This window comes from Listeria sp. SHR_NRA_18 (assembly GCF_003856515.1).
Lineage (GTDB): Bacteria > Bacillota > Bacilli > Lactobacillales > Listeriaceae > Listeria_A > Listeria_A newyorkensis.
Map to the genome: position 1 here is coordinate 24319 of NZ_QPKR01000012.1, position 15301 is coordinate 39619.

22 protein-coding genes are annotated in these 15301 nt (G+C 41.2%); 18 read left to right on the top strand and 4 right to left on the bottom strand.

Annotated elements, in window-relative coordinates:
• Positions 1-347: 347 nt before the first annotated feature.
• From DUK53_RS14760 to DUK53_RS14775, 4 genes are all read left to right on the top strand, one after another.
• Positions 348-1112: a carboxymuconolactone decarboxylase family protein gene (locus tag DUK53_RS14760; RefSeq protein ID WP_036130269.1), complete on the top strand. Its 765-nt coding sequence runs from the start codon at positions 348-350 to the stop codon at positions 1110-1112.
• Positions 1109-1687 carry a histidine phosphatase family protein gene (locus tag DUK53_RS14765; protein WP_036130270.1) on the top strand — a complete coding sequence of 193 codons (579 nt, stop codon included), beginning with the start codon at positions 1109-1111 and terminating at the stop codon, positions 1685-1687. Before DUK53_RS14760 ends, DUK53_RS14765 begins: the two co-directional genes overlap by 4 nt.
• Before the next feature lie 73 nt (positions 1688-1760).
• Entirely contained in the window at positions 1761-2744 is a 984-nt protein-coding gene (locus tag DUK53_RS14770; RefSeq protein ID WP_036130302.1) for a Gfo/Idh/MocA family protein, read from the top strand.
• A 288-nt stretch (positions 2745-3032) separates the two neighbouring features.
• On the top strand, positions 3033-4169 hold the full coding sequence (locus DUK53_RS14775) for a DEAD/DEAH box helicase (protein ID WP_036130273.1): 1137 nt from the start codon (positions 3033-3035) through the stop codon (positions 4167-4169).
• A gap of 267 nt (positions 4170-4436) precedes the next feature.
• Here DUK53_RS14775 and DUK53_RS14780 read toward each other — a convergent pair whose 3' ends face one another.
• Genes DUK53_RS14780 through DUK53_RS14790 form a run of 3 tightly spaced genes read right to left on the bottom strand, consistent with a single transcriptional unit; the run spans position 4437 to position 6729 of the window.
• Positions 4437-5606 carry a tyrosine-type recombinase/integrase gene (locus DUK53_RS14780; RefSeq protein WP_161564245.1) on the bottom strand — a complete coding sequence of 390 codons (1170 nt, stop codon included), beginning with the start codon at positions 5604-5606 and terminating at the stop codon, positions 4437-4439.
• Positions 5607-5657: 51 nt separating this feature from the next.
• A complete protein-coding gene (locus tag DUK53_RS14785) occupies positions 5658-6032 on the bottom strand; it encodes a hypothetical protein (protein ID WP_124892935.1) in 375 nt (124 codons plus the stop codon).
• Positions 6033-6057: 25 nt separating this feature from the next.
• The gene (locus DUK53_RS14790; protein ID WP_124892937.1) at positions 6058-6729 is read right to left on the bottom strand and encodes an XRE family transcriptional regulator; all 672 of its coding nucleotides are present in this window, start codon (positions 6727-6729) and stop codon (positions 6058-6060) included.
• Between the two features lie 150 nt (positions 6730-6879).
• Here DUK53_RS14790 and DUK53_RS14795 point away from each other — a divergent pair, with 150 nt between their 5' ends.
• From DUK53_RS14795 to DUK53_RS14850, 12 genes are all read left to right on the top strand, one after another.
• Positions 6880-7128: a helix-turn-helix transcriptional regulator gene (locus tag DUK53_RS14795; RefSeq protein WP_124892939.1), complete on the top strand. Its 249-nt coding sequence runs from the start codon at positions 6880-6882 to the stop codon at positions 7126-7128.
• Positions 7129-7214: 86 nt separating this feature from the next.
• A complete protein-coding gene (locus tag DUK53_RS14800) occupies positions 7215-7925 on the top strand; it encodes an ORF6C domain-containing protein (protein ID WP_161564246.1) in 711 nt (236 codons plus the stop codon).
• Between the two features lie 44 nt (positions 7926-7969).
• A complete protein-coding gene (locus DUK53_RS14805; RefSeq protein WP_124892943.1) occupies positions 7970-8278 on the top strand; it encodes a DUF771 domain-containing protein in 309 nt (102 codons plus the stop codon).
• A 201-nt stretch (positions 8279-8479) separates the two neighbouring features.
• Positions 8480-8731 (top strand): hypothetical protein, encoded by a 252-nt coding sequence (locus tag DUK53_RS14810; protein WP_124892945.1) that lies wholly within the window; start codon positions 8480-8482, stop codon positions 8729-8731.
• On the top strand, positions 8721-9362 hold the full coding sequence (locus DUK53_RS14815; RefSeq protein WP_124892947.1) for a hypothetical protein: 642 nt from the start codon (positions 8721-8723) through the stop codon (positions 9360-9362). The genes DUK53_RS14810 and DUK53_RS14815 overlap by 11 nt, the downstream gene beginning before the upstream one ends.
• Positions 9349-9645 carry a hypothetical protein gene (locus DUK53_RS14820; RefSeq protein WP_124892949.1) on the top strand — a complete coding sequence of 99 codons (297 nt, stop codon included), beginning with the start codon at positions 9349-9351 and terminating at the stop codon, positions 9643-9645. Before DUK53_RS14815 ends, DUK53_RS14820 begins: the two co-directional genes overlap by 14 nt.
• Entirely contained in the window at positions 9632-10009 is a 378-nt protein-coding gene (locus DUK53_RS14825) for a hypothetical protein (protein ID WP_124892951.1), read from the top strand. The genes DUK53_RS14820 and DUK53_RS14825 overlap by 14 nt, the downstream gene beginning before the upstream one ends.
• Positions 10002-10865 carry a conserved phage C-terminal domain-containing protein gene (locus DUK53_RS14830; protein ID WP_161564247.1) on the top strand — a complete coding sequence of 288 codons (864 nt, stop codon included), beginning with the start codon at positions 10002-10004 and terminating at the stop codon, positions 10863-10865. The genes DUK53_RS14825 and DUK53_RS14830 overlap by 8 nt, the downstream gene beginning before the upstream one ends.
• Positions 10780-11661 (top strand): ATP-binding protein, encoded by an 882-nt coding sequence (locus DUK53_RS14835; protein WP_161564248.1) that lies wholly within the window; start codon positions 10780-10782, stop codon positions 11659-11661. Before DUK53_RS14830 ends, DUK53_RS14835 begins: the two co-directional genes overlap by 86 nt.
• A gap of 13 nt (positions 11662-11674) precedes the next feature.
• Complete coding sequence (locus tag DUK53_RS14840; protein ID WP_124892957.1) at positions 11675-11992, top strand: hypothetical protein; 318 nt, start codon at positions 11675-11677, stop codon at positions 11990-11992.
• Complete coding sequence (locus tag DUK53_RS14845; RefSeq protein WP_124892959.1) at positions 11989-12309, top strand: hypothetical protein; 321 nt, start codon at positions 11989-11991, stop codon at positions 12307-12309. Before DUK53_RS14840 ends, DUK53_RS14845 begins: the two co-directional genes overlap by 4 nt.
• Entirely contained in the window at positions 12306-12752 is a 447-nt protein-coding gene (locus DUK53_RS14850) for a hypothetical protein (protein ID WP_124892961.1), read from the top strand. The genes DUK53_RS14845 and DUK53_RS14850 overlap by 4 nt, the downstream gene beginning before the upstream one ends.
• 268 nt (positions 12753-13020) lie before the next feature.
• Here the strand turns inward: DUK53_RS14850 and DUK53_RS17565 are convergent, their stop codons facing one another.
• Positions 13021-13161 carry a hypothetical protein gene (locus DUK53_RS17565; RefSeq protein ID WP_161564249.1) on the bottom strand — a complete coding sequence of 47 codons (141 nt, stop codon included), beginning with the start codon at positions 13159-13161 and terminating at the stop codon, positions 13021-13023.
• A gap of 123 nt (positions 13162-13284) precedes the next feature.
• On the opposite strand from DUK53_RS17565, the gene terS reads away from it, so the two are divergent.
• Positions 13285-14061 carry a phage terminase small subunit gene (gene terS / locus DUK53_RS14855; RefSeq protein WP_124892963.1) on the top strand — a complete coding sequence of 259 codons (777 nt, stop codon included), beginning with the start codon at positions 13285-13287 and terminating at the stop codon, positions 14059-14061.
• A complete protein-coding gene (locus DUK53_RS14860) occupies positions 14051-15301 on the top strand; it encodes a PBSX family phage terminase large subunit (RefSeq protein WP_124892965.1) in 1251 nt (416 codons plus the stop codon). The genes terS and DUK53_RS14860 overlap by 11 nt, the downstream gene beginning before the upstream one ends.

Here is a 15301-nt window from a genome sequence, read left to right on the forward strand (position 1 = left end):
GTCGATATGAAAAAAGGAAAAACAGTATGAACAGATCTGTTTACAATTATGATATATAAAGTAGTACTATTCTTTCTGGGAATCATTTCGTGCATCATTTATGTCTTTTCGAAAAAGAAAGATTGATAGAAATAAACTGTCCAATCTGCTGGTGTGCAGGTAACCGCGAAGTTACTTGTGCCACGGCGGATTTTTTTATGCCTACTAATCGTTTAAAATTGACTTGGAGCCCACTTCAGGGTTTAGACTTTACCTAGGAAGCAAAAAAAGTGCAAAACTTGGAGGTGTACAAAATTACGGCACCCACAGACTTTCCGGCAGAAAATCAATAATGGGAGGAATTGCAAATGTCTATTAGTAAAACGGCACAGGCCAACCACAATCAATTATTTCCAAATCACCAATCAACGTTAAAAGAAACGGACCCTGAGTTCATCGCAATTTTCGATAATTTTGCGTTTGATGAAGTTTTGCAATATACGCAACTGACGATCAAACAACGCATGAAAGTAACGCTCGCCGCGCTAATCGCGATGCAATGTGTGAACGAGTACAAAATTATGCTACACGCGGCGCTTCATATCGGTGTGACGCCAATCGAGGCAAAGGAAATCGTCTACCAAGCTGTACCATATGTCGGACTCGGAAAAGTATTTGATTTTTCGCAAGTAACCAACGATGTCCTGATAGAAAGAGGTGTACCCTTGCCGCTCGAAGGCCAATCCAGGACAACCCGCGAAAACCGATATGAAAAAGGTGCGGAGGCAATCAGGCGTGTAGCGGGGGACAAGGTGGATAAAATGCACGAGACGATGCCTGAAAATCAGAAACATTTCGCCGTTTTTTTAGCGGATAACTGCTTTGGCGACTATTTCACACGAGGCGGATTAGATGAGAACGAGCGCGAATTATTGATTTTTACGATGCTTGCTTCGATGGGTGGCGCTGATCAACAACTGAAAGGGCATATTGCGAACAACATCCAAATTGGCAATGACAAGCAATTAATGATCGACACTATCACCGTCCTGCTTCCGTATATTGGCTACCCAAGGACGTTGACAGCGCTAAATTGTCTCAATGAAATCATACCAGAAGGAGAAAACGAATGAAAAAAACACTTTATCTGATGCGTCACGGTCAAACACTATTCAACGTACGGAAAAAAATCCAAGGTTTCTGCGATGCACCATTGACGGAACTCGGCATTTACCAAGCCCAAGTCGCGGGAGACTATTTCAAAAAGAACGGAATCACATTCGGCGCGGCATACAGCTCCACATCCGAACGAGCTTGCGACACACTAGAACTGATTACCGATATGCCATACACACGCCTCAAAGGGCTAAAAGAATGGAATTTCGGCACATTCGAGGGCGAGAGTGAGGACTTGAATCCGCCGCTCCCATATAGCGATTTTTTCGCAGGATTTGGCGGCGAACGAGAAATGGATTTCCGCGCGCGCCTTGTTGAAACGATGGAATCTATCATGAGCCAAGAGGACCACGACGCCGTTTTGGCGGTTTCCCACGGTGCCGCTTGTGCTCAGTTCGCCCGCCATTGGGAAGCAAACAGCAAAACTGGCCCGATCAAAGGCTTGAAAAACTGCTGTATTCTGAAATTTGAATATGAAAACGGTCATTTCACGCTTGTAGACTTTATGAATCACGATTTTGCAAAAGTCTAGCCAATCTCTTCGCAAATTTTCCGATTTTCCGCTATACTGAATAGGAGAACACATGAAGAAGGGAAGTTTTGTTATGAAGCTTGGTATTATGGGAACGAACTGGATTACAGATGCATTTGTGGAGGGCGCGATTAACTCTGGCGAATGGGAAATGAACGCGGTTTATTCTCGCACACTGGAAAAAGCCTATGCCTTTGGTGAAAAATATAAAGTAGAAAACTATTTTGATGATATCGAAGTGATGGCGAGTTCAGACGTGATTGATGCGGTCTATATTGCGTCACCAAACGCGATGCATTACGAACACGCGTTACATTTCTTGCGTCACAAAAAACACGTTATCGTCGAAAAACCGATTTTTTCAACGGTTGCAGAACTAGAAGATGCGCATAAAGTAGCGAAAGAAAACGGCGTCTATCTTTTCGAAGCAGCGCGTCATATTCAAGAACCGAACTTCAAAATATTACAAGACAGCATTTCAAAAGTAGGGAAGCTTCACGGCGCAACGCTAGCGTACATGAACTATTCCTCGCGTTACGATAACGTGCTTGCTGGCGAAGAACCGAACATTTTCTCGCTCCAATTTTCAGGTGGTTCGCTGGTCGATTTAGGCGTTTATCCGATGTACACGGCGGTTGCGCTGTTCGGTGTTCCTGAAAAAGCGACGTATTTTGCGACGAAACTGCGCACAGGTGTTGACGGTGGTGGCCCGGTTATTTTCGAATATCCAGACTTCACGGTGACGATTTTACAAGCCAAAATGTCGCAATCCTTCATACCGAGCGAAATATACGGCGAAAAAGGCACGCTTGTAATCGACCCATTGACGGGCATTCAGAGCATCCAATACGCCGATAACCACACGAAAGAAATCGAGGAACTCGCGATGTCAACGATTCCAAACGACATGGAATTCGAAGCGACCGAGTTTGCCAGAATCATCAAAGAGAACGATCGATTAGCGTATGAAGACCTCGAAGACTTGAGCAAAGCCGTACTACAAATCTCCAACGACTTGCGCCACCAAAATGGTATTTGGTACAAAGTCGAGAAATAGTATAGAATAAAATGGACTTTACGCAAAATAGGGAGTTATCGCGAATCCTATTTTTGGGTAAGAAGTAGATTTTGCTTTACACAAATCGAGCGAAAGCGTTTGTATTCAGGGAGTTTGGCGGAAGCCGGAAGCGGAGCGTACGATTGTACGTAAGAACCGGAAGTCTGTCAAACTCCCTGAATGCGAGCGTTTGTCGCCGATTTTTTTTGACTATCACACTATTTTGTTGATTTTAGGGAAACGTGGTATGATAGGGATATCGAATTTAGAGGGAAAAAGGAGTTTATTATGACAATAAAAGAAGTACCTGAAATCTGGGCGGAGCAGTGGAAAGCCCACAATTATGAGGAAATGACCGAAATCCAGCAGCAATTATACACGCCGATCAAAGAGGGCAAAGATGTCATCGCGGTTTCGCCGACAGGAACCGGGAAAACAGTGGCTTATTCGCTACCTGCCATCGAGAAATTGGAAGTAAAACCGCATACGCAATGGCTTATTTTAGCGCCATCACACGAATTGGTCATGCAAATCGCGGATGTCGTGCGTTCGTGGCTACCGGCTGGTCTGAAAGTCATCGGCATCATCGGCAGCGCCAACATCAAGCGCCAAATCGACAATCTTAAAAAGAAGCCGCAAGTCATTGTTGGCTCGCCAGGTCGTGTTTTGGAGCTAATTAAACAAAAGAAAATCAAGATGCATGAAGTCAAAATGATTACGCTGGACGAATGTGATCAACTTTTGATTCGTGAAAACGTTCCGACCGTGCTTGAAATCGTGAATAGCGCGATGCGTGACCGCCAATTAGTGATGGCATCGGCGACGAAATTGGACGATCCGATGATGTTTTATCGCAATAGTGAGATCGAGCCGGTTATGATCGAAGCGAAAGCCGAGGAAAGCAACGCGAATGTCAACCATCTGTATATGGACGTTGAGCAGCCGCGCGACAAAGCGATTTTGCTACGCCGGATATCGAATGTGGAGGGCATGCATGCACTTGTTTTCGTGAAGGATAAAGTTCGGATGGACATTATTTTGGAGAAATTGCAGTATGATGGTGTTGCCGCAGCAGGAATTCACGGAGAAGTCGACAAAGAAAAGCGCAAAAAATACTTAGCGGCCTTCAAAAAAGCAGAATTGACGTATTTAGTCGTAACCGATGTCGCCGCGCGCGGTTTGGACATTCCCGATTTACCGTTCGTGATCCATTGCGACGTGGCGATGGACGCGAAACAATATACACATCGTTCTGGTCGAACAGGGCGGATGGGCAAAGAGGGGACAGTTCTCTCGTTTGCAAATGAACGCGAAGCTCGGACACTGCGCCAATATTTGAAGGAACTAAACAAAGACCCGATTAAAGTTCGCTATTACGAAGGCGTCTTGACAGATGACTTTGAAAGTAAAGCGAAACGTAAATAAAAAATAAACCCGTGAAAGGAGTGGCACGAATCTGAAATACTTCCTTTTGCGGGTTTTCTCTAAATTCTAAACAGCACAACACAAACCATGAAACAAATGATCGAGTTCGACTAGGTCAAGTTAGAAATTTTCCGACCTATTGATTTTTTAGTTTGCCGAATCACCTTTGTTACAGTTATAATAGAAGAATATACTGTAAAAACGCTAAGACCACTTTATACATCAGGTCTTAGCGTTTTATTTTTACGCTTGCCCCTAATTATGCCCCTAATGTTGCTGGGCCATGAAATTTTCGTACTGTTCTATTGCAAGCTTGTCCATCGCTTCATCACTGTGCATATATCGTTTTGTGACTGCCGATTCTTTTGAGTGTCCAACTCGTTGTTGAATCGTTATTTCTGGTACACCCGCCTCTACTAAATTCTTTACATGGGTATGTCTGAATGCGTGAACAGATCGTCCACGATAATTCACTACACCCGCACGTGATGATACGCGAGCTAACGTATCTCTTAGCAAAGAGTGGCGTATCGGCTTATTCAAATGAGAAAATAAAAAGTTATAGTCGCATTTTATTTCAGGATGTTTTAACTTCGACTTTTTGTTATCTAAAATGCGGCGTTTGATTATTTTTTCGGTTTCTGAATCTACATAAATTGTTCTATTCGAAGTAACTGTTTTAAGCCCTGAAAAGATGATATTACTGTGAGTTGATCTATTGAGTAACTGTTTGTTTATTGTCAGCGTACCATTATCTTCGTGGTAATCCTCCACAGTAAGTCCTAGGGCTTCACCAATCCTTAGACCAGTTCTTGGTAGGAATAAGATTAAATCAGCAATAACCGCCTTCTCCGTGGCTTTAGCAGTAGTATATAATTTATCAAGTTCCTCATTGGAGTAGTACATATGATTTTCAGTCACTAACCCTTTTTTCTTCTTCGCTTGAATTTTGATTTTCTCGGTAGGGTTATATTCGATGAGTCGTAAATCATGTAAGGCGAAGGACATGCAATTATTTACAACGGAATGAATAAGTTTAACCGTATTTATTGCATAGTCTTGGTTAATGAGGGAATTAATAAATTTCTGATACATTAATCTGTTTAGCTTGGTTACTGGTATAAATCCGAGATTGGGAAGGATATGATTTTCCATGCACCCTTTGTAACTAATCAGGGTGTTCACGGACAGTTTATCTTCCTTATAGGTTTTAAACCACTCGCGCATTAATTCCTCCAGTGTGATGTTACGATCTATTGCAACAAAATCGGAATTTTTCTCTTTCACCAGCTTAGCATATACTTGTGACCCTTCTAACTCGGCATCTTGCTGTTTATCTGCAGAACCTGATTTCTCATATTGCTTGCTATTAATCGTGACACGGGCGCGCCAGATCCATTTATTTCTTTTTTCATTATACTTTACTGAAAATCCCATAATAATCTCCATCCTTTTCCTCGGCGGAGGGGCGTGGATGGTTATTTGTTATTAAAAATAAGCGAGTTTATTGTCAATAAAAAATAGCTTGTAATCTTCGTCATTATTTTTTGCTTTGTAGATAAATACTTCTGATTTAGAACTGTTCTCAAAGTTAAATAGAAGCTCGTCAATATCATCTGTTACATACTTACTCAATGGATCATCCTTTAAACTCTCTATACTGTTTTTAATTCCGTTGCTTTCTTCTATTTTTTCATAAGGTTGGCCAAGTTCATCGATAACTTGGTCAACGGTCATACCAGTTTGAATATTTTCCATTTCTCTACTTGATGTTTCGTTATTTCCAGTAAAATAGAAAATAGCAGAAATTACAGCAATTACAACAAGAAAAATTAAAATAATCCAATACATTTTTTTCATCATTAAACCCCTTTTCTCTTTTTTTATGTCAATCGTAATTAACGATTGAAACCACTACTTTACCCCAAATTTTGAGGTTTTCAGCTGTTTCATATGGTACAACATAATCAACAAATGAACTGTTGAATGAATCAGGTCTGAAAATCACACGTTCATTTTCCTTGTCATTTGTATACCGCTTAATTGAAAAACTTCCAGAATCCGAAAAGACAACAATATCATTTGTTTTGAGTTTACCTATATCAACTGGTTTAATGCCAATAAAGGAGCCGTGCGGAATACATCTATTCATAGACTCACCATTTACATTAGTGATAATTATACTCGAATCACCAGCATACTTACCAAGCAAGATATCGGGTACTTCTATTGTTTCGAAGTCATCTTTTTTCAAAGAATCAATGTTATCAGGTATACCCGCAGAAATTGAAGAAGTCAAGTAGCTGTATGATCTAGTAGTTCCAATAACTACTGTATTTGTATCTTCACTAGCGGATAGGTCCGAGTCCATTAGACTAGATAAAGGAACGCTAAAAATAGTTGCTATATCCATTAGTACTCCAGCTTTTGGGGTATATTTTCCAGTTTCCCACTCACTTACAGAGGACGAGCTTTTTCTGCCGAGCATTTGGGCCAAATCTATTTGTTCCATTCCGCGTTGAGTTCTAAGATATTTCAAGTTTTTTGCAAAGTACGACATTTTTATTTCCTCCTTAGTTTCCTATAGTATAACATCAATTCGGTAAAAGTGAAATCTTTTTCTTGAAAATTATTTCGGTTTTTATGAATTGTATTTCTTGACTTCGGAATAACCGAAATGTATAATGGAAATCAGAAAGGGGATGAATTAATGAAAAAAAACGGAAAATATACACTCAAGCAACTTAGAGCAATGCAAGGAATGACGCAAGAAGAACTGGCGAAAAAGACTGGAATTACTACCAGAACGATAATCAACTATGAAAGTGATGTTAGTAATCTCCGTAATTCGGCATACAAGACAATTGAAAAATTGGCCGTGGCTCTAAATTCCAATGTGGATGATATATTTTTAGGTGGCATTTCGGAAAAACCGAATCAAGAGGAGGATAAAGAATGACAAATTTAAAAGTAATCGGAGTCCAACACTTAGGCCATTTCGAATTTACGGGCATTGAGGGAGGCTTTGGAGAAGGCAAGCGAGCAATGACAGTAAAGGATATCGCGAACATTCATAATCAACCTGTTAAAGAAATTAATCGACGTATTAATGATAATCGGGAAAGGTTCAAAATTGGCATCGATTTAATTGATTTAAAATGTGGTGGGTGTGAGCCACCACAATTCTTAGAGTTAGGGTATACCGCTATGATGATTTCGAAAGCTAACAATATCTATATCTTATCCGAACGCGGCTATTCCAAACTACTCAAAATCTTAGAAGATGATACAGCATGGGAGTTATACGATCAATTAGTAGATGGATATTTCGCGATGCGGGAAGCAATCAACAAGAAACTACCAACTGATCCGATGGAGATTTTAAGACTAGTTTTTGATGCCAACGACAATACAAACGTTGAAGTATCTAAGTTGGATAAGCGCGTAAATGAATTAGAAGTGAACAAACCACTTACTGCCAGTGATTATGGCTATATCACACGCTTAGTAAGTCAACGTGTTGGTAACGTAATTAAAGAAAGGCATTTAAAGCCAACGCAGGAACAAAAATCACAACTATACAAAGATTTAAATTCAGAAGTGAAGAAGATTGCGCAAGTGCCGCACCGTTCCCAATTGCGTATGCGCCACTATGATATGGTGATCGATTTTATTGTGAACTGGCAACCATCAACGGCGACCATGACACTCATAAATCAAATGGACAATGAGGACCTGGACAATATCGGATATTGAGCGGCAATAAAAAATTAAAAAAACGGCGGAGGGGCGTGGATTCCATGTCACTAATAAAATTTGACGAGGAAACAGTAAAACAGCTAATCAAGGAGAAAACGCAAGAGGTATTGGAAGAAATGGGTGTCGTTGGGCTAATTTGGAGAATGGACAGAATGCGGGTAGTTTGCGGTGGTTATAGCGAACGCTGGGTAGTAGATCATATTTGCCATCATCCTTATGTTGTTCAACATCAACTGGCTATTTCGACAAGTAGCGGCTGGATGTTCAAGGCGAAGCAGATGGAGGAATTTATCGATCTGTATTTTCCTGAACTCGGAGTCAATCACAAGCGAGGTGCTAAAATTGGCTAGTATATTAGCAATAGGGTGCGTGCTGATTATGTTCGCATTTGGTATGTTCAAAGTTGGCTATCATTCAGGATTAAAGGCAAAAAAATAAACCCACGCTCGGCAAAGCGGGGTTCGGGATGTAGCATACAATAAGCCACTGATTAAGCTTATTGTATGTCATATCCTCCAAAATATCAAGTTAAATTTGGGAGGTTTTTTATTATGAAAGCAGAAATATCATTGAAATTACTTGGCGAGGTGCTAAGGATTGCGAAGGCAGAAACAGAACGATCCATCGAATATATAAAGGGGTTGCCAGAGCGCGGAATTGGCGTAGGAATGGAAGATTTTCTATCTGGTCAACTTACTGAAAAAGAACGCTTATTAGCAGATATTGACGCTCAACTAGACGGACTAAACGCGATGACTTATTCCGTTGTCACGCGTCCATTGGAGGGGTTAGATGAAAACTAGACGAGATGGCCCAGACCTATACGAAGCAGCATTTTATAATTTTTGTGATCGTACGTTAGAAATAGGCAAAGTACACGGCCCTGATGCCAGCAAAAAATATTTAAAGGATCATTTTTTGTTCTATGCGATTAAATATCTTGGCAAATTGAGCCTTAAAAATAGAACAGAATCAGAACTAAAGTCACTTTTCGAATTATGTCGGATAGTAAGGGCGCACGTTGGTGTGATGACCCCCCGAGAATTTGCAACATTCTTTCCGATTGACAAGACTTACGACGGTGCTAAGTGGGGGAACAAAGATTATTTCTATACAATGAAATACATTAATGGCATCGGTGGAATGGACATGGTCATAGGGGAAAGAGACCTAGAATTTATATATGAGTACGATAATTGGGATGTTCGTTTCTTTACGCTTACCTCATTGGCGATTATAAGTGAGTTGCAAGAGGTTACAGACGGAAAGAACACCATGGAAGAATTTGCAAACCCATTAGATGCGGAAGTTTTTACAGAGCATGATTTTGGCACTGGCGTAATTCATTTAATCGGGGACAAGGGAACCACTCATATATTAAAGGATGGCGTGGGATTTCAAACAAATATCGGGGGTTTTGATGATGGCGAATAAATTTCATAAAGCGATGTTGGCATTTTCGTCCGAACGTATTAATTCGGTGGATAGAGCGTTAGATGATGTTTTGGAGTACAGAGAAACGGAGAGCGAGGCCAACGTAGTTCTACAGGAACTAACTAAAACACTCACGCCAGAGCAAAGGGGAAAGCTAGAAAAATATTTCGACAAAGCATCTTGTTTACCAATGGTATATGCCCAAAAAGTATACGAACTAGGTTTTTACGATGGTATAAGCTTTGCTCGCGAAATGGAGGGTTTTGGCAATGACTCAAACTAAAATCTATTCGCAATCTAAAATAAGCCAGTATGTAACAACAGCTGTAGCCATTGGAAGCCTTGAGGAAATTTTACAAGTTACAACTGGTTTATACTCCAAAAAGCAACAACTTGATCCAAAGGTTTATGCAGAACTTGCCGAGTTGACACGCGCGAAAATAAGGCAATATGACCATATGGAAGCATTTGAAGCAGGACGGGGGATTTACTTTATCCCAGTGTTGATGGCAGTGATTGAGGAAACGCCAACAGAAAATTTGAAGGATATATGTGGTGCGCTAACCGACAAACATATCCCTGATGTGATCCAAGTATACTTTGATGCGGTGTATGTGGAGCTTGAAAGAAGGGGCGCCAATGGCTAAAAAATATTACTGGTTGAAGCTCAAAAATGACTTTTTCAATAATACAGAAATAAAGGTGTTGCGGCGCGTTGCTGGCGGTGACACCTATACGCTTATTTATCTTGAAATGTTACTGTTATCGCTTGAAAACAATGGTTTTTTATACTTTGAAGGAGTTGGCGAAGATTTAGCCGACGAGTTGAGCGTCATTTTGGGCGAGAAAAAAGAGGACGTGCAATTTTTACTAACGTTTTTAGAAGCGAAAAAGCTAATCGAAGTAAACCAAGAAAGCGATACAATCTACCTAAATACGATTGAGGGAATGATTGGAAAAGAGAGCGGAAGCGCTAGGCGGATGCGGGATTTAAGAGCAAAAGAAGAACAACCTAAGTTACCCGAAGCGTCACATTGTGACAACGATGTGCAAAAGAGTGACAAAAAAGTGACCCTAGAGTTAAGAGATAAGAGTTTAGAGAAAGAGAAAGAGAAGAGATATATAGCCGAGCAAAAGCTCGACGACCTGTCCGAGGCAGTGAGTGCAATTGTGGCATATCTCAACGAAAAGGCGAATAAAAATTATAAAACAAGTACCAAGGTGACACGTACCAAGATTAAAAGCAGACTAGGCGAGGGGTTCACGATTGATGACTTTAAAAAAGTGATTGATATAAAAACCGTTGAATGGCTCAATGACCCTAAGATGCAAAATTTTTTAAGACCAGAAACGTTATTTGGCAACAAATTCGAATCGTATCTAAACCAACCAATGCCAACGAAAGGAGGTTATGGTAATGCGCAAAACAACGGACGTAATGCAAGAGGTGATGAAGATAAATACAAAGCGGGATTCTTCGGTGGAGGAGCGCCCAACGCTTGAGTACTCGGAAAATACGTGTAGCAACGAAGAAATGCACCCTTACCGCCAAAATGTGCAAATGTTTATTGTGGGCGGCGTGGAGTTATGCCCCATTTGTGAAATGGAGGAGCGAAACAGAGAGTTGCAAAAAGAAGTTGAGGCCAATATTTTACGGGTACGAGCGCAACGCAAAATGGGCTTACTGAACAATTTCAGCATTATTGCAGACCACACCATAAAAGACGCATCATTTGAGGGCTACATTGCAGAGGATGCAACAACAGAGGCGTATATAAACAAGCATCGGATGATAGACGTGTATAAGTCGTATCGGGCAGGTAAGGCGTTCAATACTTGGCTTTTCGGTAAACCAGGTGTCGGTAAAAGCCATCTTGCAATGGCCTTATTGAATAACCTTAGCAAGAAAGGTGAAGGCAAGGACTCGTGTCTATTTATCAAGGTTGACAAGCTCATGACGATGATTCGAGATACGTTTGATAATCAATATCAGGGCAAGGATTCAGAGAGTAGCCTAGTGCAACAGTTGATAGACGTGGATTATTTAGTCTTAGATGATCTTGGGGCGGAAGCTGGTAAGATTGACAGGCAGGGGCAGGCAAGTGATTTCGTCCATCGTGTTTTATACGCTATATCAGACGGACGACGCGGAAAAAGCACGATTATTACCACTAACTTACTCAATGCAGACCTCAAGAAAACGTATGATGAAAAGCTGATTTCTCGCCTGTTTAGTGACTATTATTTAATTGAGTTTCTAAATACCAAGGACCACAGAATAAACCAAATTGAGCTGTAAGGGGGCAGGGTAAATGTTTGACTTAGGCAAAGCAAAAGAAACGTTAGTAGAATTAGAAACGATGAACCAAAACCCCTCCCCATTTTTCAAGCGTATTGAAATGGACATGTCGGAGGCTATCGAGCTATGGGAAACTGTTATTAAACTGCTTGAAACAAATAAAAAGCTCGAACTGCAAATATATAATTTGGAAAACGCCTTGAGAATTAAACAAATGAGTATGGTTGGCGTTAGTTCGAAAGAGGCGCACCTTGTTCTAAAAGTTCACAGTTTGGAATTAGAAAATCATGAGTTGAAAAGCAAAATCAAGAAATTGGAGGCGAGAGAATGAAAAAAATGGCTATGACATATTTTTATGACATAATGCGCCCACCTCAAATGTTTGACATTAATATTCACGAATCAGGGACTAAAGCTATAGCGTTTTTTAAAGAAAACTGCCAAAAATATTTTCATCAACCAGTTCAGCTAAGAGCTAACCTCAGTATACCGACTGTTGGACAAGTAACTATAGGTGTTGGGCTTCGGCAGATGGTCGCTCGTTTTCTCACCGAAGAAGAAGCAGAGATATACAAAGTTTATGGGGAAAAGAGTTTGATAAATTTTAAGACGATGGAATTAGAGGCACCAGAGGAGGGTAAGCAATGACAAAGCCTAAGCGAGAGAAAATGCCTCGCGAGACGTACACATATATCGAAAGTGAATTATCCAATTATCATCGGTCAATCGAAAAAATAGACAAGTTAAAGCTGGCGATTATTGAATCAGAGCGCCGAGGCATGGATGAAAATGCAGGGCTGGGTATAAAATCAACGGGAGGCGCGCCATTAGCAAAAGCAATCTTGATTGACGAGGATGCCAGAATAGAACGCCTGCAGACGCTAATTTCAGGCATAGGTTATGTATTATCGATTTTGCCAAATACTAAATCGGAACCCTACCATGATTTGATTCAATTACGATATTGGGAAAAACGCCGTAGGTTGACAATGGAAGGCATAGCGGAGCAACTTCATATCAGCAGGGCCACCGTTTTCCGCATGAAAAACAGAATCATTTACGCTATTGCGAACCAGCTTGGCGAGTGGTGAAAAAATAAGTTGAAACTAAATTGAGACTTTTAGGCATAAAAAACGTGTTATTATGATATTGTCCAAGAAGTGCAGGGCATCACTTCGAGGAGGCACCAGATTCCATAATAACTCCCTTTTTTGAGCGATCTAATTTATTAGGTCGTTCTTTTTTATGGATTAAGCGGAATTTTGCCGCATAGTTGCCACCTATAGCTTAAGAAGTAAAAGATAACAATGTTCCCACTAATTCGATTAAAAAAACCCCTATGCGAAGGGGCTTTCTTAACTATTTCGAGTGTGCATACTTATCAACAGTTATGATTATTTGGCTAAGTACTTGCTTCATTTCAGCTGATGTATCTTTGAGTGAGTATTCTTTTGCTATATCTCTCAATCGAATTGCTGCTTCTTGGTCTTTAGGATTCATTTTCAACACCTCCTTAAGCTAATAATGCCAAATGTATAAGGTTTTTGCAAATAAAAGTGGCATCAAAGGAATAAGGAGTATTACAAAACAAAATCAATTATCAGGGGGTGGGGATGATGCGGCATGGTTGAACCACATATCAAAGCGGAAAAAGATTATGTAAAAGGCATGAAGTACAAAGACATCGCGGCCAAGTATGGCGTTAGTATCAATACAGTTAAGAGTTGGCACCGACGGCATGGCTGGGTACGAAATAAAGGACAACCAGACCCCGAGCCCAAAAGCACACCCGATAGCGAAGGGGTGCACCCGAAAAAAGTAGGTGCACCCAAAAACAACATCAATGCTAAAGGTGGAAAGGGCGGGAGAGCGCCAGAGGGCAACCAGAACGCGTTTAAACACGGATTGTTTGCCAAATACCTGCCAGACGAAACAAAAGAGCTTATGGAGGCTGTAAGAACGCTAACCGCGGCTGATTTATTATGGGGGCAGATTGAAATACAGTTCGCTGCCATAATGAGATCACAAAAGATTATGTGGGTGTCTGATAAAGATGACATGAGCAAAGAAATAAAAAAGACGGAGACATATACTGGCTTTGGTGATGAACCCGACACCAGCGAAAAAACAGAATACGAGATACAGTTCGCTTGGGATAAACAGGCGGGCTTTTTAAATGCGCAAAGTAGGGCGATGGGTGAACTTCGGTCGTTGATTAAACAGTTTGTTGCAATCGCGGACGAGAACGACATCCGCAAAGCGCAATTGGAACTAATTCATGCGCAGATTGACAAAATCAAAGCAGACACCAAGAAAGAAAAGGTGGGCGGAGTGGCGCCAGTCATTATCGATAATATCCCAATGCCTAAAGGGTTGGAAGGTGATTCCAATGGCAGTTGAATTATCCAATCTCATTGCAGAATCATTCTATGATGTGCATTGGTCCCTTAAAACGGAACAGCATACGCATTACTGGAAGAAGGGTGGACGTGGTAGTACCAAGTCATCCGAAAGTAGCATCCAAATTATAATGGGAATGATGCAAGACCCAGATGCTAACGCCGTTGTGTTGCGTAAAGTACGCGATACCTTAAGGGAATCAGTATACGACCAATTGTTATGGGCGATTGATGTTCTCGGCGTGGCTGATCTATGGAGCTGGACTGTCAACCCAATGCAGATAAGGTATATCCCCACTGGTCAAAGCATCCGTTTTCGTGGCGTGGATTATGCACGTAAAATCAAGTCAATCAAGTTCAGACACGGTTATGCCAAGTATTTGTGGTATGAGGAAGTAACCGAGTTTGACGGTATGCACGAGATACGAGCGATTAACCAATCTCTTATGCGCGGTGGTCCTAAGTTCGTTGTATTTTACACGTACAATCCACCAGAAAGCCAGCGTAATTGGGTAAACCTCGCAATCGCAGAGCAAGGCAAACGACCAGATACACTTATCCATCACAGCACCTATTTAAACGTGCCGTTGGTTTGGCTAGGAGAGCAGTTTGTTATCGAGGCGAACCATCTAAAGCAAACCAGTCCTCAAAAATACGCACATGAGTATTTAGGCGAAGTAATCGGAACAGGTGCGGAAGTATTCAACAATGTTAAGACGCGAACCATCACCGATGAGGAGATAGCAAGGTTCGAGCATATTAAACGCGGTATGGATTTTGGTTTTGCTACCGATCCGCTACATTACATTGTCGGCCATTACGATAAGACCAGGCGCAAGCTGTATTTGTTTCATGAAGTGCGAGGCGTCGGCATGAGTAATGCCAAAACAGCGCGAGAGATCAAAAAGGAAAACAAATCTAATCGCCCAATCACAGGAGATAGCGCAGAACCGCGTACTATTTCAGAGCTGAACAATCTCGGCTTGCAAATCCACCCAGCAAAAAAAGGGCCAGATAGCGTGGATCATGGTGTTAAGTTCTTGCAAGACTTGGACGAAATTATCATAGACCCCGTGCGTTGCCCGATGACAGCAAGGGAGTTCTTAGAGTATGAGCATGAAAAAGATAAGGATGGCGAATTTAAAGCCTCTTATCCAGATAAAAATAACCACAGTATAGATGCAGTACGCTATTTGATGGAACAGGACATGTTGCAAAGTGGCGTGTATATACTTGGATAG